General features: G+C 57.2%; 22 protein-coding genes and 1 tRNA gene. 10 read left to right on the top strand and 13 right to left on the bottom strand.

Annotation, left to right across the window (positions count from 1 at the left end; genetic code table 11):
• Window positions 1-80 precede the first annotated feature (80 nt).
• Complete coding sequence (locus tag J3P97_RS10985) at window positions 81-1,076, top strand: MBL fold metallo-hydrolase (protein WP_434674126.1); 996 nt, start codon at window positions 81-83, stop codon at window positions 1,074-1,076.
• Between the two features lie 17 nt (window positions 1,077-1,093).
• Here J3P97_RS10985 and J3P97_RS10980 read toward each other — a convergent pair whose 3' ends face one another.
• From J3P97_RS10980 to J3P97_RS10955, 6 genes are all read right to left on the bottom strand, one after another.
• Entirely contained in the window at window positions 1,094-3,484 is a 2,391-nt protein-coding gene (locus tag J3P97_RS10980) for a TonB-dependent siderophore receptor (protein WP_434674125.1), read from the bottom strand.
• Between the two features lie 120 nt (window positions 3,485-3,604).
• Window positions 3,605-4,585: a FecR domain-containing protein gene (locus J3P97_RS10975; protein ID WP_434674124.1), complete on the bottom strand. Its 981-nt coding sequence runs from the start codon at window positions 4,583-4,585 to the stop codon at window positions 3,605-3,607.
• Window positions 4,572-5,087 (bottom strand): sigma-70 family RNA polymerase sigma factor, encoded by a 516-nt coding sequence (locus J3P97_RS10970; RefSeq protein WP_434605091.1) that lies wholly within the window; start codon window positions 5,085-5,087, stop codon window positions 4,572-4,574. The genes J3P97_RS10975 and J3P97_RS10970 overlap by 14 nt, the downstream gene beginning before the upstream one ends.
• Window positions 5,088-5,186: 99 nt before the next feature.
• Complete coding sequence (locus J3P97_RS10965; protein ID WP_434674123.1) at window positions 5,187-6,419, bottom strand: NADH:flavin oxidoreductase/NADH oxidase family protein; 1,233 nt, start codon at window positions 6,417-6,419, stop codon at window positions 5,187-5,189.
• 108 nt (window positions 6,420-6,527) lie between these two features.
• Window positions 6,528-7,007 (bottom strand): MerR family transcriptional regulator, encoded by a 480-nt coding sequence (locus J3P97_RS10960; RefSeq protein WP_434604312.1) that lies wholly within the window; start codon window positions 7,005-7,007, stop codon window positions 6,528-6,530.
• 222 nt (window positions 7,008-7,229) lie between these two features.
• A complete protein-coding gene (locus J3P97_RS10955) occupies window positions 7,230-7,928 on the bottom strand; it encodes a carboxymuconolactone decarboxylase family protein (RefSeq protein ID WP_434674122.1) in 699 nt (232 codons plus the stop codon).
• Here J3P97_RS10955 and J3P97_RS10950 point away from each other — a divergent pair.
• The gene (locus J3P97_RS10950; RefSeq protein ID WP_434604308.1) at window positions 7,927-8,232 is read left to right on the top strand and encodes a winged helix-turn-helix transcriptional regulator; all 306 of its coding nucleotides are present in this window, start codon (window positions 7,927-7,929) and stop codon (window positions 8,230-8,232) included. The genes J3P97_RS10955 and J3P97_RS10950 overlap by 2 nt on opposite strands.
• Here the strand turns inward: J3P97_RS10950 and J3P97_RS10945 are convergent.
• Complete coding sequence (locus J3P97_RS10945; protein WP_434568864.1) at window positions 8,201-9,235, bottom strand: aldo/keto reductase; 1,035 nt, start codon at window positions 9,233-9,235, stop codon at window positions 8,201-8,203. The genes J3P97_RS10950 and J3P97_RS10945 overlap by 32 nt on opposite strands.
• Window positions 9,236-9,334: 99 nt before the next feature.
• On the opposite strand from J3P97_RS10945, the gene J3P97_RS10940 reads away from it, so the two are divergent.
• From J3P97_RS10940 to J3P97_RS10910, 7 genes are all read left to right on the top strand, one after another.
• The gene (locus J3P97_RS10940; RefSeq protein WP_434604306.1) at window positions 9,335-9,949 is read left to right on the top strand and encodes a hypothetical protein; all 615 of its coding nucleotides are present in this window, start codon (window positions 9,335-9,337) and stop codon (window positions 9,947-9,949) included.
• 106 nt (window positions 9,950-10,055) lie between these two features.
• On the top strand, window positions 10,056-10,367 hold the full coding sequence (locus J3P97_RS10935; protein ID WP_434604303.1) for a hypothetical protein: 312 nt from the start codon (window positions 10,056-10,058) through the stop codon (window positions 10,365-10,367).
• Between the two features lie 961 nt (window positions 10,368-11,328).
• Window positions 11,329-11,991 (top strand): hypothetical protein, encoded by a 663-nt coding sequence (locus J3P97_RS10930; RefSeq protein ID WP_434604301.1) that lies wholly within the window; start codon window positions 11,329-11,331, stop codon window positions 11,989-11,991.
• A gap of 454 nt (window positions 11,992-12,445) precedes the next feature.
• On the top strand, window positions 12,446-12,838 hold the full coding sequence (locus tag J3P97_RS10925; RefSeq protein WP_434674121.1) for a hypothetical protein: 393 nt from the start codon (window positions 12,446-12,448) through the stop codon (window positions 12,836-12,838).
• Window positions 12,839-12,908: 70 nt separating this feature from the next.
• Window positions 12,909-13,304 carry a DUF6678 family protein gene (locus tag J3P97_RS10920; RefSeq protein WP_434604298.1) on the top strand — a complete coding sequence of 132 codons (396 nt, stop codon included), beginning with the start codon at window positions 12,909-12,911 and terminating at the stop codon, window positions 13,302-13,304.
• 110 nt (window positions 13,305-13,414) lie between these two features.
• Window positions 13,415-13,864: a hypothetical protein gene (locus J3P97_RS10915; protein WP_434604295.1), complete on the top strand. Its 450-nt coding sequence runs from the start codon at window positions 13,415-13,417 to the stop codon at window positions 13,862-13,864.
• Between the two features lie 241 nt (window positions 13,865-14,105).
• On the top strand, window positions 14,106-14,291 hold the full coding sequence (locus tag J3P97_RS10910; protein WP_434604293.1) for a hypothetical protein: 186 nt from the start codon (window positions 14,106-14,108) through the stop codon (window positions 14,289-14,291).
• A 124-nt stretch (window positions 14,292-14,415) separates the two neighbouring features.
• Here J3P97_RS10910 and J3P97_RS10905 read toward each other — a convergent pair.
• From J3P97_RS10905 to J3P97_RS10880, 6 genes are all read right to left on the bottom strand, one after another.
• Window positions 14,416-14,491, bottom strand: a tRNA-Gly gene (locus tag J3P97_RS10905).
• A 63-nt stretch (window positions 14,492-14,554) separates the two neighbouring features.
• Complete coding sequence (gene pgsA / locus J3P97_RS10900) at window positions 14,555-15,115, bottom strand: CDP-diacylglycerol--glycerol-3-phosphate 3-phosphatidyltransferase (protein ID WP_030141409.1); 561 nt, start codon at window positions 15,113-15,115, stop codon at window positions 14,555-14,557.
• Window positions 15,116-15,147: 32 nt separating this feature from the next.
• A complete protein-coding gene (gene uvrC / locus J3P97_RS10895) occupies window positions 15,148-16,971 on the bottom strand; it encodes an excinuclease ABC subunit UvrC (RefSeq protein ID WP_305495279.1) in 1,824 nt (607 codons plus the stop codon).
• Window positions 16,972-16,973: 2 nt separating this feature from the next.
• On the bottom strand, window positions 16,974-17,615 hold the full coding sequence (gene gacA / locus J3P97_RS10890; RefSeq protein ID WP_003200277.1) for a response regulator transcription factor GacA: 642 nt from the start codon (window positions 17,613-17,615) through the stop codon (window positions 16,974-16,976).
• 127 nt (window positions 17,616-17,742) lie between these two features.
• Window positions 17,743-18,177, bottom strand: coding sequence for a GNAT family N-acetyltransferase (locus tag J3P97_RS10885; protein WP_434568866.1), 435 nt, complete (start codon window positions 18,175-18,177; stop codon window positions 17,743-17,745).
• A gap of 11 nt (window positions 18,178-18,188) precedes the next feature.
• The gene (locus J3P97_RS10880) at window positions 18,189-18,935 is read right to left on the bottom strand and encodes a carbon-nitrogen hydrolase family protein (protein ID WP_434674120.1); all 747 of its coding nucleotides are present in this window, start codon (window positions 18,933-18,935) and stop codon (window positions 18,189-18,191) included.
• Window positions 18,936-19,089: 154 nt separating this feature from the next.
• Here J3P97_RS10880 and J3P97_RS10875 point away from each other — a divergent pair, with 154 nt between their 5' ends.
• On the top strand, window positions 19,090-19,218 hold the full coding sequence (locus tag J3P97_RS10875; RefSeq protein WP_434604005.1) for a hypothetical protein: 129 nt from the start codon (window positions 19,090-19,092) through the stop codon (window positions 19,216-19,218).
• Window positions 19,219-19,426 lie beyond the last annotated feature (208 nt).

The following is a 19,426-nucleotide window of genomic DNA, read 5'->3' as shown; positions in this document are numbered from 1 at the left end:
CGCGGTGCCTCACACTGAACGCGCTTTATCTACCTTTATCGCAGCGATCACCGATGGTTACACTCACAAAGGTACTCATCATGCATAACCACGCGCGGTTCCATCTTGCGGCCCTACTGACAGCCGCCCTAGTCACGGGTGCAACCTACTCACCGTCGCCCACCGCAGCGCTAGCGTCACAGACGTCGACCGCAACGACGGCACCGCCCCATAAACCTGCACTCGCAGGCATCTACGCCTTCACTCTGGGCAAGTTCCGCATCACCGCACTAAGCGACGGGACGCTGCCCCTCGATCTACATCCGCTGCTTAGAGGCATCAGCCCAAAGCAGATCGACGCAATGCTGCAACGCGGATTTGCTCGCAACCCGCTGGAGACGTCTATCAATGCCTACCTCGTCGATACTGGCTCAGATGTAGTACTGATCGATACCGGTGCCGGTGAATTGTTCGGTAACGTTGGCGGCAAGCTACCCGAAAGCCTGGCGGCTGCGGGCTACCAGCCGGCGCAGATCACCGATGTGCTGATTACCCACATCCATACCGATCATTCCGGCGGCCTGACACGCGGCGGCCAGATGATGTTTCCCAATGCGACCATCCACGTCGGCCAGGCCGACGTCGACTTCTTCCTGGACCGCGCCAACCTGGACAAGGGGTTAAAGCCGGATTATCTGGAGCAAGCGCTGAAGACGGTTGGCCCGTACCAGCGCGAAGGCAAGCTGAAGCCATTCGCAGCCGAATCCGAAATCCTCCCGGGAATCACCGCCATTCCCACGCCGGGACATACGCCGGGCCACAGCTTTTTTCGGGTCACAAGCGAAGGCGAGAGCATCGATTTCTGGGGCGACATCATGCATGTCGGCCTCATCCAGTTCTCGCGGCCGGAGGTGACAATAACCTTCGACGTCAATCAGAACGCCGCTCGCGCCCAGCGGCTACAACAATTCGAGGCTGCCGCGAGTGAGCAACGGTTGTCAGCAGTGGCTCACTTGCCATTTCCGGGCATAGGCCACATCAGGCGCGAAGCCGGCAGGTATGAGTGGGTACCCGTCCAATACCGCAATCGCGACTGAAGGCCTTATACGCCTGCTTACCAGTTGTAACTCACTTTGGCGGTAATCTCGCGACCCGGGTTGTAGAAGTTCGCTGTGCCGGAACCGACCACGTGCTGCTCATCCAGCAGGTTGCTGACGTTCACCGCAAGGTCGGTGCCCTTGGCGATCTCGTAGTTGAAGGCGGCGTCGAACAGCGTGGTGCCATCGCTTTTGCCGGAGTTGGCTGCATCGAAGTAATAAGAGCCGACGTAGCGCGCACCCAAGCCGACGCTGACATCAGTACCGGGCACGTCGTAATAACTCCAGAGCGAAGCGGAATGCTTGGGCGCCGTGGAGAATTCATTACCTTTCAGGGAGCTGCCGTCGTACAACGAACCGCGCAGTACCTCGGACTCCATATAGGAATAGCCGCCTATCAGGCTGATGTTCTGCGTCACCTGCGCCTTGGCCTCCAGGTCGAGGCCACGCGCCCGCGATTCGCCCACCGTCTGTTGCTCGATGATGCCGCTCGGCAGCACCACGGCGATGGTGACATTTTCCTGGGTCAGGTCATAGACGGCTGCGGAGAACAGTGCGTCCATTCCCATCGGCGCATACTTCACGCCCACTTCGTACTGCGTGCCCGTCTGCGGGGTTACGCCAACCTGCGGCGGCGAGACGGATTCGACCATGCTCACATAGGTGGACACCTCGTCGTTGACGATATAAGTCAACGCACCTCGGTAGGAGGTTTCGGAGAAGTTGTCCTTCTCAGTGGATTGCAAGCCTTTGCTGGTAAGGTCCATCGAGTCGTTGCGCATACCCGCGGTGACGATGAAACGCTCGTAGAACGACAGGTTCTGCTGAAGGAATACGGCCTTGGTGGTCGCGTCTCGCTTGTTGACGGCATACGGCGTGATTGAGCCTGGGACGCCAGTAAACACAGGATTTTTGATGTCAATCGGGGTCGTCATGGCGTAGACCGAGCTTTCCTTGGTGGTCGAATCGAGGTACTCCACGCCCACCAGGCTGCTGCTGTCGATGTTCTCGAAGCGGGCATCGTATTGCAGCATCAGATTGCCGTTGAACTGGTCGGCCTCAGTGTCCGTTCCAAACAGATACCGGTCGACAGTAGTACCGACACGTGCAGCGCTGTCGCTGAGGTAAACGTAGCCAAAATCATCGGTCAATTTGCTGTAACGCAGATTGCTTCGCAGTACGAAGCCGTTGTCGAAGTCATGCGTGACATTACCGCTGAGGCTGGTGCGCTCGACATCGTGAAAGTTGTAGCTGGGCTCACCATAAAACTTGCTGCGGTCGTACTCTTTGTCCAGCGGATAGCCGCCACTGTTGGGCGAACTTTCAGTTTTCAGATAGTCCAGAATCACGGTGGCTGACGTGTAATCCGTGGGTGCCCAGGTGAGGCCACCCATCACCAACCGGTTATCGTCCTGTGAGTGGTCGTACTCGCGGTCGCTGTTCTGGCCTTTGGCAGTAAAGCGGCCAGCCACGGTTTTCTCGTCATTCAGCGCATCCCCTACATCGATGCCTGTCTCCACATGGTCAAACGAACCGTAGGTCACATAGCCTTGGCCAAACTGTTCGAAGCGCGGCTGTTTGGTCACGAAATTCACCGAACCGCCCGGGTCCGCTGGGCCAAACAGCGTGGAGTTGGCGCCACGCAGAATCTCTATGCGTTCATAAGCGAACGGATCTTCGCGTACGCCGCGCATCGAACTCAGGGTCAAGCCGTCACGGTAGGTGGTGGCCTGGAAGCCCCGGATCTGGAAATAGTCGTTGCGGTCATCCGTACCATAGAAATCACTGATCACGCCCGGCGTGTATTGCAGTGCCTCTTCCGTGGTGCTGACGCTGCGTTGCTCCATTTCCTTGTTGGTAACAACCGACACCGATGCCGGTGTATTGAGAATGCTGGTTGCCACCTTGCCGCCAACCCAGAGCTCCTTGGCAACTACCGAGTTGGCGTCGTCGTCGGCACTGACCCTGACCTTGGCATTGATGATAAGGGGTGCAAGGCGGTATTCGTCGACGTCCGTTGCGTCGAGCTCCAGCGGGCCGGCGGGCTTTGGTTGAGGGAGCAGTAGATAGGCATTCGGGCCCTGCTGTTCGATTTGCAATTCACTCCCCTGCAGCAACGATGACAGCGCTGCCGACGTATCGAGCGTGCCATTCACGCCAGCAGTGGTGCGGTTCGCGACACTTGACGCGTCGAAGGAAAGACTGATGCCAGCCTCGCGCGCAAAGCGGTCTAGCGCCGGCGCCAGTGGGCCGGCAGCGATGTTCCACTGCTTGACTGGGTTGCTGTGGTCAGCGCTCGATGTTTGCGCCAGCGATGGCAATGCATAGCTGCTTACGATCAAACCCAAAATCGCAGCGTGCAAGGCACGATTTAATGGATGGCGCTGTGAAACGGGGGACGAACTCATTTTCTCGCTCCAAGAAAGGACATCGGCAGACTGGCCTGTATTCCGGCCTTCCTTAGAGGTCGAACGAGAATGAGAAGCTACCTCATTATTTTTCAGCTAGCACAAAATTTTTTGATGGGCTCAGGTGGCAGCGGTCACGGTCACCCAATAACGGGTTCGATAATCAATGTTCAAGTGCAGTGACTGCGCGACCAATGCCAGGACCTGATCGTTGTCGGCGAGCTGGAAGGTGCCGGAAACGCGAAGATCAGCGACCTCTTCGGCGCAGCGCAGCACCCCGGGGCGATAACGCGACAACTCCACGATGAAATCATTGAGGCGCATATTGCGCGCACTGATCACCCCGTCCCCCCAGCTCCATAGATCCAGGCCGTTGTCCCTGAACATTCGGGTGCCACTTGATGAGAACAGCAGCTGGCTTCCTGCCTGGACGCTGCGGCTCGCAGGAGTTTGACTGGAGCCGGGGAAAACCGTGACTGATCCTTCCTGAGCCGCGACCAGAGTGCCATCATCCAGCTCGCGCGCCAGGAAGCGGGAACTCTGAGCACGCATGATCCCGTCACGTGATTGCACCCAGAACGGTCGCGCTCGAGGCGAGTGTTGATCCGCGCCGACATTCACGATGATTTCACCACGCCGCAGGATTATCAGGCGGCGCTGGGCGTCGAAATCGCTGTCGACGGCGCTATCGCTATTGAGCTGGATAAGGCTGCCATCATCGAGTTGGAAGCGTCGTTGCTCGCCGGTACTGCTGCGCTGCTGCGCAAGCATGGCAGGTACGGGCGTATAGTCCCGGCCGAGCCAGGCTGCGGTGCTAACAGTAGCCAATAGGCCCAGCAGCTTCAGGCTTTCCCGCCGCCGCATTCCATGATGGGTACCCTCAAGGGTTTGTCGGGCCAATTGAGCTGGCACGCCTGAAAATTCATCCCCAAGCGTTTCCACACGCTGCCACGCCAACACATGCTCCGGGCACTGCTGCAGCCAGTGCTCGAAAGTGCGCTGTGTTTGTTCATCGGCTTGATTGAAGCGAAGGCGCACCAGCCATTGGATCGCCTGCTCGACAATGGCCGGATCGAGCGCCTGCGGCTCATGCCTCGACATAACGCAAGCGATAGCAGTGCTGCAGGGCCGTGGCCAGGTCGCGTTCCACCGTCGCACGGGAAACACCCAGCTTTTCGGCTATTTGCGCGCAGGTCAGACCGTCGAGTCGGGCAAATAAAAATGCCTGGCGAACTCTGGGTTTCAGCATACCGAGCATGCGGTCTATGCGCTCGAGCGCATCAAGAATCAACAGCCGGCTTTCTTCCGAGGGGACCTCGTGCTGAGGCAGCAAAGTGACGCTTTCCAGGTAGGCACGTTCGAGTTCACGACGACGATACTGATCGATCATCAGTCCGCGGGCGATACTGCTCAAATAGGCGCGTGGTTCGCGCAAGGGGCTGGACTGGCGGGATTTGAGCAGACGTACAAAGGTGTCCTGCGCCAAATCTGCTGCGTTATCGCGACATCCGATGCGTCGGACAAGCCAGCCGTGTAACCACGAGTGGTGGGTTCGATAGAGCAGCCCTAGATCTGCATTACCTAGCGTTTCATCGCTGCGCATCGGAATCCCGGCAAGTACATGATTGATAATTAATCGCATTCTACTCACGCGATAGGCCTTAGGCAAACTTGGCTCATCAAGCCTTCAACAAACATCAACTCACATCGAACGCTTCTCCACCCAACGCCGATACTGACGCGTGCGAAATGCCAGGGCGAGCTGCTGCAGGATCAGTGCACGCAACGGCGACACGCTCGGATCGGGCTGTTTGGCCCGACCCAGTTTGTGCAATTGAAACTTCACCACCGCCATGTTCGCCAAGGCCGCAAGGGTCTTGTTTTTCCAAGTGATCGGCGGCAATTGCGGGGCCTTGTCTTTGCCCTGCAGCCAGTCACGCGGCAGGTAAGGATCAATGGCCAACGCCGTACCGATGCCCACCATGTCCACACCGCTTTGCACGACGCTTTCGGCAACCGGACGTCGACGTATGCCACCGGTGACCATCACCGGCATTTTGGCGACGGTCTGGATTTCACGGGCAAACTCGAGGAAATAAGCTTCCCGGGCCAAGGTATGCCCATCACGCGTCTCACCCTGCATGGCGGGGACTTCGTAACTGCCGCCAGATAATTCCACCAGATCCACCCCCAGGCCGTTGAGCAGCCCGACCACTCTTTTGGCGTCATCGGCCGTGAACCCTCCGCGCTGGAAATCGGCGGAATTGAGTTTGACTGCTACTGCGAATTCCGCCGAAACCACAGCCCTGACCGCCTTGACGACTTCGAGCAACAACCGCGCCCGGTTTTCCAGAGAGCCGCCCCACTCGTCCGTCCTTTGATTGGTCAGCGGCGAAAGGAACTGACTCAACAAATAACCATGGGCGGCGTGGATTTCCACGCCGGTGAATCCGGCTTGTTCGCCAAGGCGTGCAGTGTTCGCAAAATGCTGGATGACCTCTTCAATCAAACCAGGGGGCATGGCGTAAGGCGTGGCGAAACGCTTGGACATGTTGCCCAGTGCCAACGGCACGGCTGACGGCGCCCAGGTTTTTTGCCCAAGGTTGGCCTGCATCTGCCGACCTGGGTGGTTGATCTGCAACCAGAACTGCGCACCGCCGGATCGGCCTATACGCGCCCAGCGCTTGAACTTGTCCAACGGCTGATCATCCTGCAACACCACGCCACCCGGTCCGGTCATGGCGCGGCCGTCGACCATCACGTTGCCGGTGATGAGCAGGCCGGCACCGCCGTCGGCCCACGCCTGGTAAAGACGCATCAGTTCTTCGGAGGGCGCCTGGTCGGCGTCCGCCATGTTTTCTTCCATGGCGGCTTTGGCGATTCGGTTCTTGATGGTCGAACCGTTGGGGAGCATCAGGGTGTCGAACACATTCATGGAGCGGTCCTCAGCTGGGTATGAGGCACCTTAAGATTGAAGTCCACTTTAAGGTCAATCGCTTTTTCTTTTTGCGTGCTTTTGACGGGATCGAAATTTTTACGCCCGTCAGGCCCCGGAAGCCTGACGGGTATTTTTTCTCTTGGAGGACGCTGTCGCACGCTTGCCTGCAGAATGGACAACGCCTTCTTCACGCAGTCGATTGATCAGTAACTGCGCGTTGTCCGCACACGCCATGCCTTCGGGCTTACCCTCGATGCCCTTGATGACGAGCAAAAGTTGCGCCTTGTTCTGGGCCAGCCGTTGCTGCAATACGCCGATCTCCTCAACCTTCTGCTTGAGTCCACTGAGCAACTCATCGTGTTGCCAACCGCCGGCATTCATCGGCATCAGTTGGCGAATTTCCTCCAATGAGAAACCGGCCGCCTGTGCGCCGGTAATGAGTTCCAGAACCCACTCGGTATCAGGTGCGTAATCCCGATAGCCATTGGCTTTGCGTCCGACGGACTTGATCAGACCGCTGGCTTCGTAGAACCGGATGCGTGACGGCGCCAACCCGCTTATTTTCGCCAGTTCGCCTATCCTCATAGCACCCCCTGAAAAATCCGTTGCCCTTGAAGTCGACTTTAAGCCTAAAGCCAACCTCAAGGTCAAGCCGCTGCGATGCGACGTGCTGATCCGACCTCCCCCCCGATCCACTGTGGGAGCGAGCTTGCTCGCGATGGCGTCAGAACGTTCAACATTGGTGCAAGCTGCCCCACCGCTATCACAGGGGTGCGTCAGTGACCGAAAAACTTCGACCAGAAGCAATCAATGCCCAGCTGTCTCACCTTTGCGATATTCACTGAAGCTCGCTGCATTTTGCTCCAGCGGCAATGCGAGGCCATTCGCAATGTAGGAAACCGTACGGTAAAAGCCCGCGAGCATCAGAACCTCCAGGATCTGATCATCGTCGAAGTGTTTTCTGAGGTTAAAGAATGCTTCATCGCTTAAAGTCGCTCGATCATGAAGCGCATCGACCGCGGTCAATAGCGCGGCCTCTTCCTCCTTCCACTGCCCTGGGCGAAGCGGATATTCCAACGTGCCGGCAATCTCTTCCCTGGAGAGCCCGGCGGCCTTCGCGAAGGCCATCACATGCACCCCCCACTCGTACTCACAACCTGTGCGAGCACACACCCTATCGATGACCAATTCTCTCTGGCGAAGTGTCAGCAACGCGCCATCCAGCAGCGAACCTGCCTTGAATTTCCGCCATGCGCGATCGCTGCTTGCGATGGTCGAGAATAGAGCGAGTGGCGGTACTCCTACGCCCATTATCTTGTCGAAATCCGCCCTGACATCGGCTGGGTAGGGTTCATTGAGTGCTTTGATTCGTGGCATCGCGTATCCTCCGCTATCAAATGTGTAGCAAGGATAGTCGCTACTGAATGTGTAGCAAACAAGGGCAATAACCATGAGTGATAACCAGCGGTGCGCTTCATCAATACTCAGGGGACGCCGGCCAATCATGGCGCTCCTGGACTTACTCGGACAAAAATGGGCGCTGAGGGTCCTGTGGGAACTGCGCCATGGCGCGATGAGTTCCAGGGCTCTGAGAAGTGCGGCGGGAGACATCTCTCCCACCGTGCTGCAAAGCAGAATCCACGAGCTGCGCGACGCTGGCATTGTCGAGCGAGTCGACGGCGGCTACAGCCTCACGCCACTTGGCTTGGAGCTATCGGAAGCATTCATGCCCCTCTACCGGTTTGCGGGCAAATGGGCGAACTGCCTGGAAACTCCACTCATCGAACAACCCGGTTCGTTGCATCAATGAGCTCTGCCTTACCGCCAGCAAGCGAAGGCGCTGAAGCAGCCACCTTATCGTGCGGGAATCCAAGGGGCATGGCGCTGGCAGCGTCCAGCTGTGCCAGTTGATCCGCCGTCAGCTGAACCTCCACTGACGCCAGGTTATCGGCCATCTGCTCCGGCGTGCGTGGGCCAATGATCGGCAGTGTTCCCTTGGCCAACACCCAGGCGATTGCGATCTGACCCGGCGTGTGGCCGGTCTCTTCGGCGATCGCTAACACGGCATCAACCGTCGAGGTCTTGCGCTCGCTGTCCTCATCGTGGATCACCGCCCCCAAACCCTGAGCACGACCGGTTTCCCCTTTGCGGTATTTACCAGTCAGCAAACCACCGCCGAGCGGCGACCATCCGACGGTTCCCAGATTGAATGCCGCGGCCATCGGCAGGAGTTCGCGTTCGGCCGAGCGCTCTACCAGGCTGTGCTCCAATTGCAACGCCGATATCGCCGACCAGCCTCGAAGATCGGCCAGGGTGGCGGCCGTTGCCACACGCCAAGCCGGGAAGTTCGACAGTCCGCTGTAGAGCACTTTGCCAGAGCGGATCAGGTCGTCCAGCCCCCGCACAATTTCGTCGATAGGCGTTACGCCATCGGGCATGTGCACCCACAAAAGATCAATGTGATCCGTCTTGAGACGCTTGAGGCTGGCTTCCACCGAGCTGCGCATGGCTTTGCGGCTGTTGCCGGCGCGCAGGACGCCGGCACCGGCTGAATCACCCAGCGAGAACTTGGTAGCCAGCACCACTTCATCGCGCTCGGTCGCCATGAAATCGCCGAGCATGGATTCCGATTGGCCAAATTGGTATTGATCGGCCGTATCGATGAAATTGCCCCCAGCCTCACGGTAACCGTCGTAGATTTTACGGGCCTCGTCCACCTCGGCCCCGTAACCCCATCCTTTACCGAAATTGCCAGTACCCAGCGCGAGCGAAGAGACCCGCAGGCCGGTATTGCCGAAAATGCGATATCGCATGGCGGACTCCTTCAAGGCAGGAGGCTTCGGCGACCTGCGCTGGGTTGAGAGTGAATGAGTGCGCATGGAGTCTAGACGGCTTATTGAGGACTTGCTGCGATGGGCTGGCTATTGGTAGTGAATGGCTACAATCGGCCAAAAGCGGCCGTTCGTAAGCGGTCATTCACGGCCATGAGCAGACATTCGCTGGTGACCTCTGGTATTGCCTGGTTCACGCCCAATGTGTCTAATCGTGATTTTTTTCGCAAGGAACACACCATGCAGCTCAGCACTCTGACGTCTAAGAGCACAGTTCGCCTTGGAGGTTCATCAAACGGCTGTACCACTGTTGAGCGTTGCTTTTCCGATTTTCGAATTGACGACAGTTCTTTATTAGAAATTCTAGCGACCGCTGATGGTGGCCACTCTGACTTCATGAGCGGTTTCGTATCGGGTTTTTCAGAACAAAATCTCCTTTTTTCCGATAGCCTCCTTCGATGCGGTCAGTCAGAGGTGGAGCCATATCGGGTGTTGATTTACATCTGCCCAGAGTGTGGCGACATCGGATGCGGAGCCTACTCAGTGCAAATTCGCAGGTGTCGTAGCGAGATTATTTGGGAGGAATTTGCTTACGAAAATGGATATGAAGAACCTCGCATAATACTTAACGTTGGGCCATTTACATTCAGCTCAGCGTCCTATGTCGGCGCTGTAAAAGCCGCGTCCGAGATTTAATTTGATTGTAGCCGGTCCCGAAATACCGGAACCAACCCGAAGCGGTCCTCATCATGTTCCAGTATTATCATGCTGATGTCCCAGCTGCTCATAGATAGGTTGATGTATGGCCAGAAGCGTTAGGCTTCAAAAGAAACTTCATTCAAGGTATCTCATTGAGATAGCAGGAGAGGTGTTGCTTGATGGCTGCCTCGTTAAAAAGCTGTGGGCGCTCAACAGAGGTGACAGGTTTGAGTTGAATTCACACTCCTTCAGTTTTGGCCCTGTTCAAAAATACCGCTTGGAATACGTGATAACGAGAGGCCCAATTCCCAGGCATTGGCTCCACAAAGAATTTGACCCAGAGGAGCTAACATTATTTTTTACGGCAAAAGACTTTGTCGGCATTTGCCATGGCTGGACCTTGTTTGACGAGTGACCGCTCAGCATCAGCTTTCTGGGCGGTAGCTTTTGGCCGATTGTAGTCCTTCACTATGGAACGCTTCCAGAGCGTCCGCGGATTCGTCAAACTGAGGATGGGGCGGACGCTGCAAGGAAGCAGAGGCCTTTAAGTGGATCGCTGATGAGACTCAATTCGGAGCGAAAGATAAAGCTGAAGCTGCAACTGGCGCGCGACCTAGACGGCTTTCGCTCGATGACCTAGTGCCTGAGAAGGCGGCGGTTTCCACATCACTGGGAACCCTCTATGTGCGGCCTATCTCTATTTCGGATTCGAAAGTTTTCGGGTGCCATGAGGCGGCGGAGTTGGGTCGGGCCATCGTGCTTAATGTCGCTAGTCGTATCAAGGGCAGAGGTCGGCCAACGTGGTCCCGCGAGCTATGCCAGCATTTTAAGCATGTCCATGAACATCGGACCTGAGAGATCACGTATCTCTCCGTCGTCAGCAACCAAGCAACCTACAGCGCCAGCGAATGACTCTTGGTCATGCGCTGGGATGTCCAAGCTGCAAATGATTCTGTAGCGGAACAGCCAGCCGCAGGCGACGCGACCGCACAGTTCTACCGTTTGATGATAGCCATCAACGGACAGGGGCCGGACACCGTGGGCCTGCGCAAGGTTATTTGCTGTACTGCCGGTAGATTCGCGTTGGGAAGATTCGTTGTTCATACGCACTGGAAATGGCTGGAATAGCAGTCGATTATCTACTCGTTTGGTTTGAATGTCTGGGCATCTGCTCTGGGTCGATTACGGCCCTCGCGACAGCCAGATATCGAGTGGATTTAGGGTGCTTGCGCCTCTAGCTGTAGCTTTGTAGGATTCTGCGAGCGCACCGACAATAGCGGCTCACATGAACAGTAGGTCAAGCCTGGAAATCGAGGGCGATGATTTAAATTCCAGACTTCGATTGCGCTGCTATCAGATATGGAGATTTTTCGACTTTGGATTATGGACAAGCTGTTGCAGTCGTCGAAGCCTTTCAAAATCTTGCACACAGAATTGACATTGAATTTCCAGAACACCTCGCAGCACTCATGGGAATAGCGCATACACCCCCTTCAAAGGCTGCACTGAGTAGCCTTGTAGATTTTCATTGGCTTGATGCCGAAGAAGCAGAACGAGAAATCAATGAGTGGCTTAACCCTGATGACCAGCAGGGTCGAACCTTTCTTCCCTTTGCGGCTACAGGCGGCGGTGAGCCCTACTGCCTGGTTCGATTGGACAACGGGACTTCGGGGATCGCTCAGGTACTTCATTTTGCTCAGCCGTCTCCACTTGCCCATGCCGATATCTCGTCGTTCGTGACAAGGGAATACGTGCGCGTCGCTGCGGACCTATCTTGGCTACCGCCTCAAACGGACTACAGTATCGCACTGAAAAGTGAAGTGGCATTGATCGAAACGGCTTTACTACCCGCAGACTATGCGCTTCTTGGGGCCCTGTTTAGTCGACAGTGTGTCGCCATGAATTACCAGGCTGGCCCTCGAGGCATGTCGAAAATTGTCAAAGCCTTCATCTCTCAAGAAGAAGAGGAATCGTTAGCCGCCCGACTACGCCATCCGAACCCAACCGAGTTCGAAGCTCTTCGTGCTTGGATGCGCTGAATGTGCCTTCACTAGGAACCGAGCCAGTCCCGGCCAACACTCACACGTCCCAATATCCGCTTTGGTTTTTTGCCCGTCCCAATAGACAGCAATCGGCCAATTGCTGCCCGTCAGTCTGGAAGGACCGACTTTTTCAACAGAATCGGCCAGAAGCTGCCTCTCAGAAGGCTAATGCTAAGCGGTCACTCGTCAAACAAGGTCCAGCCATGGCAAATGCCGACAAAGTCCTTTGCCGTAAAAAATAATGTCAGTTCCTCTGGGTCGAATTCTTTGTGAAAATCGGGGCCAGACCACAATTTTATAACCATGGTCTGCCCCCGATCTCTCTGCGAGATTGGCCCGACGCTTCTGGAAAATAACGGCTGCTCAAAACCAAATTATTGCTACCCATGAGCGCATTAAAAATAGGCACAATAGCTCGCTAGGCTTCCTTTATTAACAGACGGATTCGTTCATGCATCACCGCATCCACGCCGCTTACCATCAAGCGGCCTTCTCCCGCAGCACTTGCGCGTGGTTGACCATTGACGATGTGGCCATCGAGCAATGGTTGGCCTCCCACCTGAATGACGCCAGTGTCGCCCTGCTTGGGCTTTCCTTAATGTGGTTAATGGATGAGGAAGAAGATGCCCTCGCCAGGCGTCGCTTCATTCCCGGCGAGGACGGCAGCTCCACCCTTGTACCACTGCTGGTGTGCAGCGATGATATGGACTTCGACTGCACCGTGCTGATGGTCGAACAGGTATCGACGGCGACACCGTGCATTGGCGGCGTTTCGGCTGGAGCGCTTCCGGCAAGCTGGAAGTGGGTATTTCTACTCGCTGGAACGCGGAAAACCAGCCGGTAAGCTTTTCCCTGGAGGAGTTCCGCGCAGCGCTGGAGACGTTCGACAAACTGCAGAAGGAACCGCCGAGTCAATGAGGGGCACGAATTTTAAGCAGCAACTTCCCGAGCCCGACGATGCTGCTAAAGTGAAGCTTCACAAGCTGTTGGCTGCCGGCACAATTTTGTCAGTGATGAATAAGACCAAATGGGCCGAGCTGATCGAGGCAATGCTTCGCTCACCGCAAATGCAACCAGAATTCAGACTGCACAGTGTTTTAGCGCCGAGTGGCTATTGCACAGACTGGGATGGCGATTGGCATTACCACATCCATCCGGTAGCGGAAATCGAGTGGATCGAACTCAGAGCGGTTTCGCTCGATTGGTTGCTGTCCACGCTAAGAAAACACAACCTCCCGTTTTCGATCGAAGGCGAAACGCCTCGTGTATGGGGCTATACCAGACTTGGCATGCAGCCTGTTTGGTGCTGAACTCAAACGTTTAAACGACGGCTTTCGGCCCAGGAGAGACCAACCACGAACACGCCGGATTGGTCCCAGTAAACTGCGTACTCACCCAAGGCCGCCCCTGTGGTTCCAGCATGAAAATAGTGATAGACACCAGACCAGATGATGTTCTCAGGCTCGAACATCTCTTGGAGGGATACAACTATACCGTCTGGATAAATACCTACGGCCCTCTTGGTATAAACCAAACTCTCGAAGAGGCCCTTCGTAGTTCTGTTTCCAAAGACTGTGTCGTTGGTAATACGACCTCAGTGTCTGTGGAGGATGCCAGAAGCCAGGCACTGGAGTTGTTGCTTCACGCGGGCGATGGCGGTTATGGGCCACTGTATCTGTTGACTAATCGCTCGGAAATCATCTCTTTAGCCGAAGCCTTGTTCCAATCAGTGAATCTCAATCAGGCCGAAAACGTAACCTCATTCTGGCTTGCAAAAGGGCACCCAGCCTACCCAGTGTTTTGGGATTTTGCGTTCGATATCCATACTTTGGAGCAACGATGGATCCTTATGGGCAGCAGCAGTGATTAGCTCAAACGGCGCCCGCTGTTGCTCGATTATGATCGGCTATCTTTCGGAGCCGCTGTACGCGTCATACTTGGAAACCGTGCCTGCGCAATGTGCGCATGGAAACGAGTAAGCGGTTGGAGCCTTTAGAAGGCTTCTTCGAGGGCTAGCGCTCTTTTGGTCGAGCTCTGCCTGTCATTATGGGGCTATCGGCCAGAAGAGGACGTTCTGACGTTCCTGAGAAAACCGACAAGGAGAAAGGGGAATGGACTTCGTTATCGATTTTATAGCTCATCGCATTGGTGTTTTTGTGCTGGGTTTGTTGAGTGGCGGCCGCTTCAAGGGGGAGAGTGGTTTTGCCTGGGGCTGGGCAGTTGTCGTCGGTGGACTGATTTTGCTATCTCCATTCGTAGCATTCATAGCTGTGCTCATTTATTCCAGTGGCCCGTGAATCGATGTCTGTAATTGAGTCAGACGCTGCATTTCTCGAACGGCAGCTTTTGGCCGAAAGCAGCTTGCAGACATTTCCCAGGCACAAAAAAAAGCCACTCATCTGAGTGGCTTTTTCTGAATCTTGGAGCGGGAAACGAGACTCGAACTCGCGACCCCGACCTTGGCAAGGTCGTGCTCTACCAACTGAGCTATTCCCGCGTCTTGGTGTGGCGCATTCTATAGATTCATAACACGCCGTCAACCCTTTGATTCAAAAAAGTTTTATTTCGGATCAACGTCAGTCCGCAGGTGCGGCCAGGCGGCGCGCAGGTATTGGACCATCGACCACAATGTCAGGCCTGCGGACACCAGCAGCAATGCGTAACCCAACAGCACCCAGAAGCTGAAGTCCGAGGGGTTCGCCAGCAGGATAACCAACGCCAGCATCTGGGCGGCGGTTTTCCATTTGCCCAGGTTCGATACCGCAACCTGGGCACGGGCGCCCAGTTCGGCCATCCATTCGCGGAGGGCCGATACGACTATTTCGCGTCCGATGATCACCGCTGCCGGCAAGGTCAGCCAGAGGTTGCCGTGTTCCTGCACCAGCAGCACCAGCGCCACCGCGACCATCAGCTTGTCGGCCACCGGGTCGAGGAACGCGCCGAACGGCGTGCTCTGCTCCAGGCGGCGGGCCAGGTAGCCGTCGAGCCAGTCTGTTGCGGCGGCGAAGGCGAAGACCGAGGCGGAAGCCACGTAGCTCCAGTGGTACGGCAAATAGAACAGCAATATGAAGATCGGGATGAGCAGGACGCGTAGAACGGTAATCAGGTTTGGGATATTCATCGGCACAACTGGCTACGAGGTTGACGGGCATTCTACTCGCTATGCAGGTTCGCATAAATCGACTCTGCGAGCTTTTTACTGATACCGGGTGCTTTGGCTATCTCTTCGATGCTGGCACGAGACAGCTCCTGCAAGCCACCAAAATGTTTCAACAGGTCGCGCCGGCGCGTCGGTCCAACCCCCGCCACGCCTTCCAGCGTAGACGTACGGCGGGTCTTGCCTCTCCGGGCGCGGTGGCCGGTGATCGCGAAACGGTGGGCTTCGTCGCGGATCTGCTGGATCAGGTGCAGCGCCGGCGAGTCTCCCTTCAGGGTGAATTCGTGGGCCGCGTCGTTCAGGTAAAGGGTCTCGAAACCAGCCTTGCGCGTGGCGCCCTTGGCGACCCCCAGCAGGATCAGGTCCGGGACCGACAATTCATTGAGCACGTCGCGGGCCATGGACAACTGGCCCTTGCCACCGTCCACCAGCAGGATGTCCGGCAACTTGCCCTCGCCGTCCTTCAGCTTGCCGAAGCGCCGCATCAGCGCCTGGTGCATCGCCGCATAATCATCGCCCGGCGTAACGCCCTCGATGTTGTAACGTCGGTAATCGGACTTGATTGGCCCCTCCGGACCGAACACCACGCAAGAGGCTACCGTCGCCTCGCCGCTGGAGTGACTAATGTCGTAGCACTCCAGTCGCTGCGGTGGCTCATCCAGGTTGAGGACATCGGCAAGGGCTTCGAATCGCGCCGCCACATGCTGGCGGTTGGCCAAGCGCGCGCCTAGCGCCTGTTCTGCGTTGGTCACAGCCAGTTGCTGCCAGCGCGCCCGAGTGCCGCGCACACGGTGACTGATGGTCAGTTCGCGACCGCGGAGCTTGTCGATGGCCTCGATCAGGGTCGGGAAGTCTTCATGCACCACGTTGACAATCAACTCGCTGGGCAAATCGCGCTCCGGGCTGCTGACGTAGTACTGGCCGAGAAAAGCCGCCATGACTTCGGCCACGTCTTCCTCGATACCCACCTGGGGGAAGAAATTCTTGCTGCCCAAAACGCGGCCGCCGCGCACGCTGATCAGGTGAACGCAGGCGCCGCCGGGGTTGATGAACGCCGCAACGACGTCGACATCACCGCTGCCGCCTTCCATGCTCTGCTGGTCCTGCACCCGGCGCAGCAGCCCGATCTGGTCGCGCAGCTCTGCGGCGCGCTCGAATTCGAGGTTGATCGATGCCTCTTCCATCGCTGCTGACAATTCGTCGGTCAGCGCATTGCTGCGCCCCTCCAGGAACATCACCGAGTGACGGACGTCTTCAGCGTAGATCTCGGGCTCGACAAGCCCGACACACGGGGCCTTGCAGCGCTTGATCTGGTATTGCAGGCACGGCCGGGTGCGGTTCTTGTAGTAGCTGTCCTCGCACTGGCGAACGAAGAAGGTTTTCTGCAGCAGGCTCAGGCTTTCACGAATGGCCCCAGCGCTGGGGTAAGGACCGAAATACCGCCCCTTGGCCTTCTTGGCCCCGCGATGAATGCTCAGGCGCGGAAACGCTCCGTCCGACAGGAACACGTACGGGTAGGACTTGTCGTCGCGCAGCAGGATGTTATAAGGCGGGCGCCATTCCTTGATCAGCGTCTGCTCAAGCAGCAATGCTTCCGTTTCGTTGGCCGTGATGGTGGTTTCGATCTGCGCGATGCGCCCCACCAGGGCCGCAGTCTTCGGCGCGAGGCCGGTCTTGCGGAAATAACTGGCCAGGCGTTTCTTGAGATTCTTGGCCTTGCCGACATAAAGCAGGCGCGCGTCGCTGTCGAACATGCGGTACACGCCAGGGCGACCGCTGCAGGTGGACAGAAAAGCGCTGGGATCAAACTGCTCGGTCATTTTCAGGCGCTGGCATCGACCATGCCGTGGCGCACCGCCAGCAGCGTCAACTCGACATCACTGCTGATCGAAAGCTTTTCGAAGATACGGTAACGGTAGGTATTGACGGTCTTGGGTGACAGGCAAAGCTTGTCGGAGATGATCTGGACCTTCTGGCAGCCGACGATCATCAGCGCGATCTGGATTTCCCGCTCGGACAACGCATCGAAGGGCGAATCGTTGGTCGGCTGGAAAGACTTGATTGCCAGCTGCTGGGCGATCTGCGGGCTGATGTAGCGCTGGCCGGCAAACACCAGGCGGATGGCCTGGACCATCTCGTTCAAGCCAGCGCCCTTGGTCAGGTAACCCGCCGCGCCCGCTTGCAGCAGCCGGGTCGGAAACGGGTCTTCTTCACAGACGGTCACCGCGACAACCTTGATGTCCGGATGGCTGCGCAGCAGTTTACGCGTAGCTTCGAGGCCGCCGATGCCCGGCATCTTGACGTCCATCAACACCACATCGGGTTTCAACTCCCGCGCCTTGATCAGGGATTCTTCCCCGGACTCGGCCTGGCCAACCACTTGCAGGCCATCGATGTCAGCCAGCATCCGTGTAATGCCCGTACGGACGAGATCATGGTCGTCGACCACTAACACCCTAATCAAGCAGACACCTCACGATTTGGTCTTGTATGGGTTGCCTCACACCTTAGCAAAAAGCATTCGGCAGACCTAGCGCAAAGGGGCAGATAAAAGTTACAACACATCTTCATGAAATCCGACATCCGCAGCCTCAAGCGGCAACGTCCCGCTGCATTCTCAGGAAACATTCATCCTCGCCGACGACCCGCAGCCCCATGCGTTCGTAGAGCTGCCTGGCCGGATTATCCTTGAACACGGTCAGGCGCAACGCGGGGCGACGCTCCAGCGCCACCATCCCCAAGGCCTGTCCGATCGCCCAGGTTCCGGCCCCCTGCCCATGAAACGCCTTGTCAATCTGCAACTCCCGGATATACAGCGCACGGGCGTCGCGGCTGAGGCTGACGAAACCCAGCGCCTGGTCACCCCGATGGATGATCAAGTTCTGGCGAATCACCCAGGCCAGGTCAAACGCTTCGTCCTGCCACAGCAAATCATGACGCAGATAATAGGGAAGCATATTGCTGCACGTCAGTTGTCGGGCGAATTCGATATCATCGACTTCAGCCGGGCGCCATTCGAACATCATTTTAGACCTCGTCAAAGCGGCACCACCTGCCCTACCCAGCCGCTGCCCTGGGGACGAGCCATGACCAGAAGCTCGCCGACGCCTGGCGCCGCGGCAATCAGCGAGCCATCGGCTGCCCAGATCGCGCTGCGACCGGCCGACTCCCACCCTCCCGTAGCGCCGCCGTGATTGGCCATCAGGACCATCATGGCGTGTTGTCGGGCGTAACCTTGCAGCAACGTCGTGTCCGCTATATAGCCTCCCTCGGTTATCAACACGCCGGCTGCATATAGCGTAGCGCCCTGCTCCGCGGCTGCCGCCGCATGGCTGGCCTGGGAAAAATCGGCGCACACCGCCAACGCCACGCGATCCGCGCCCATCGCCAGGATCGAACCGCCGTGACCGGGCGCGAAAGCGATTTCTTCTCCCGCGTGCAGATGCTGTTTGCTGTAGACCCCAAGGGAGCCATCCGCACCGAGCACCAATGCGCCGATCAGCACCGGGGCGTCGGCCGCGAGGCGAATCGGCATGCCGACCACCGCAGTCAGGCCGAGCTCCCGCGCCAGGTCGCGCAGCGGTTGCAACACAACATCCTCCGGCAAGATAGCCAGTTCCGCGGCCAGCCCTCGCTCGTACCCGGTGAGCGACAGTTCTGGAAACACCAGCAACCCCACATTCCGATCGGCGGCGGACTCCATGAAGCGCTGATGATGGATAAGGTTGCCGGCAATGTCCCCCGGAATGGAAATCGATTGGGCGGCAGCAAAGGCTCGGCTCATGGTGCGTCCTTGACGGAGGGACAAAGCGCTGAGTTTGTCACAAAGCCCGCCGGACTCAAGCGGCGTGGACGGTGTCATCAATCCGATAGGATTTTCTTATTGAACCGGCGCGCCTCGCTCTAGTAAGCTGCGGATCATTCATCGGAGACAGACCATGTTCAACGTCCTTGCACAGCTTCACACCGCCAGCGCCCTGCGCTCGGTTGCGGCTGCCCGGGTGAGCAGTGTCCAGACTCCGGTCAGCTTTTATTTTGGGTATTGGTTTAGCCACTGGCGCGCCTGATACCCAACCGGCGCCCATTTCAAACGGGTCGCCTACCAGAGTTTTCCAAACCCCCGGTCGGCCTCCCGACCGGGGGTTTTGTTTTTCAGGCCCAGACAATTGCAGCACCAGACAACTTGAGGATCGAACCATGAACTACGCCACTTATTACCGTTACGACAGTTTTGCCGCCTGGCGATTTACCAGCCACCGCTCGGGACAGCCTGCC

Origin of the sequence: Pseudomonas sp. R1-15 (genome assembly GCF_051132085.1) — a bacterium.
Lineage (GTDB): Bacteria > Pseudomonadota > Gammaproteobacteria > Pseudomonadales > Pseudomonadaceae > Aquipseudomonas.
This window is presented reverse-complemented; position numbering and strand designations above follow the sequence as displayed.

Coding starts and splice junctions, on each gene's coding strand:
- J3P97_RS10985 (WP_434674126.1), top strand. CDS start 81: ATGCATAACCACGCGCGGTTCCATCTTGCGGCCCTACTGACAGCCGCC.
- J3P97_RS10980 (WP_434674125.1), bottom strand. CDS start 3,484: ATGAGTTCGTCCCCCGTTTCACAGCGCCATCCATTAAATCGTGCCTTG.
- J3P97_RS10975 (WP_434674124.1), bottom strand. CDS start 4,585: ATGTCGAGGCATGAGCCGCAGGCGCTCGATCCGGCCATTGTCGAGCAG.
- J3P97_RS10970 (WP_434605091.1), bottom strand. CDS start 5,087: ATGCGCAGCGATGAAACGCTAGGTAATGCAGATCTAGGGCTGCTCTAT.
- J3P97_RS10965 (WP_434674123.1), bottom strand. CDS start 6,419: ATGAATGTGTTCGACACCCTGATGCTCCCCAACGGTTCGACCATCAAG.
- J3P97_RS10960 (WP_434604312.1), bottom strand. CDS start 7,007: ATGAGGATAGGCGAACTGGCGAAAATAAGCGGGTTGGCGCCGTCACGC.
- J3P97_RS10950 (WP_434604308.1), top strand. CDS start 7,927: ATGGCGCTCCTGGACTTACTCGGACAAAAATGGGCGCTGAGGGTCCTG.
- J3P97_RS10955 (WP_434674122.1), bottom strand. CDS start 7,928: ATGATTGGCCGGCGTCCCCTGAGTATTGATGAAGCGCACCGCTGGTTA.
- J3P97_RS10945 (WP_434568864.1), bottom strand. CDS start 9,235: ATGCGATATCGCATTTTCGGCAATACCGGCCTGCGGGTCTCTTCGCTC.
- J3P97_RS10940 (WP_434604306.1), top strand. CDS start 9,335: ATGGGCTGGCTATTGGTAGTGAATGGCTACAATCGGCCAAAAGCGGCC.
- J3P97_RS10935 (WP_434604303.1), top strand. CDS start 10,056: ATGGCCAGAAGCGTTAGGCTTCAAAAGAAACTTCATTCAAGGTATCTC.
- J3P97_RS10925 (WP_434674121.1), top strand. CDS start 12,446: ATGCATCACCGCATCCACGCCGCTTACCATCAAGCGGCCTTCTCCCGC.
- J3P97_RS10920 (WP_434604298.1), top strand. CDS start 12,909: ATGAGGGGCACGAATTTTAAGCAGCAACTTCCCGAGCCCGACGATGCT.
- J3P97_RS10915 (WP_434604295.1), top strand. CDS start 13,415: ATGAAAATAGTGATAGACACCAGACCAGATGATGTTCTCAGGCTCGAA.
- J3P97_RS10910 (WP_434604293.1), top strand. CDS start 14,106: ATGGACTTCGTTATCGATTTTATAGCTCATCGCATTGGTGTTTTTGTG.
- pgsA (WP_030141409.1), bottom strand. CDS start 15,115: ATGAATATCCCAAACCTGATTACCGTTCTACGCGTCCTGCTCATCCCG.
- uvrC (WP_305495279.1), bottom strand. CDS start 16,971: ATGACCGAGCAGTTTGATCCCAGCGCTTTTCTGTCCACCTGCAGCGGT.
- J3P97_RS10885 (WP_434568866.1), bottom strand. CDS start 18,177: ATGATGTTCGAATGGCGCCCGGCTGAAGTCGATGATATCGAATTCGCC.
- J3P97_RS10880 (WP_434674120.1), bottom strand. CDS start 18,935: ATGAGCCGAGCCTTTGCTGCCGCCCAATCGATTTCCATTCCGGGGGAC.
- J3P97_RS10875 (WP_434604005.1), top strand. CDS start 19,090: ATGTTCAACGTCCTTGCACAGCTTCACACCGCCAGCGCCCTGCGCTCG.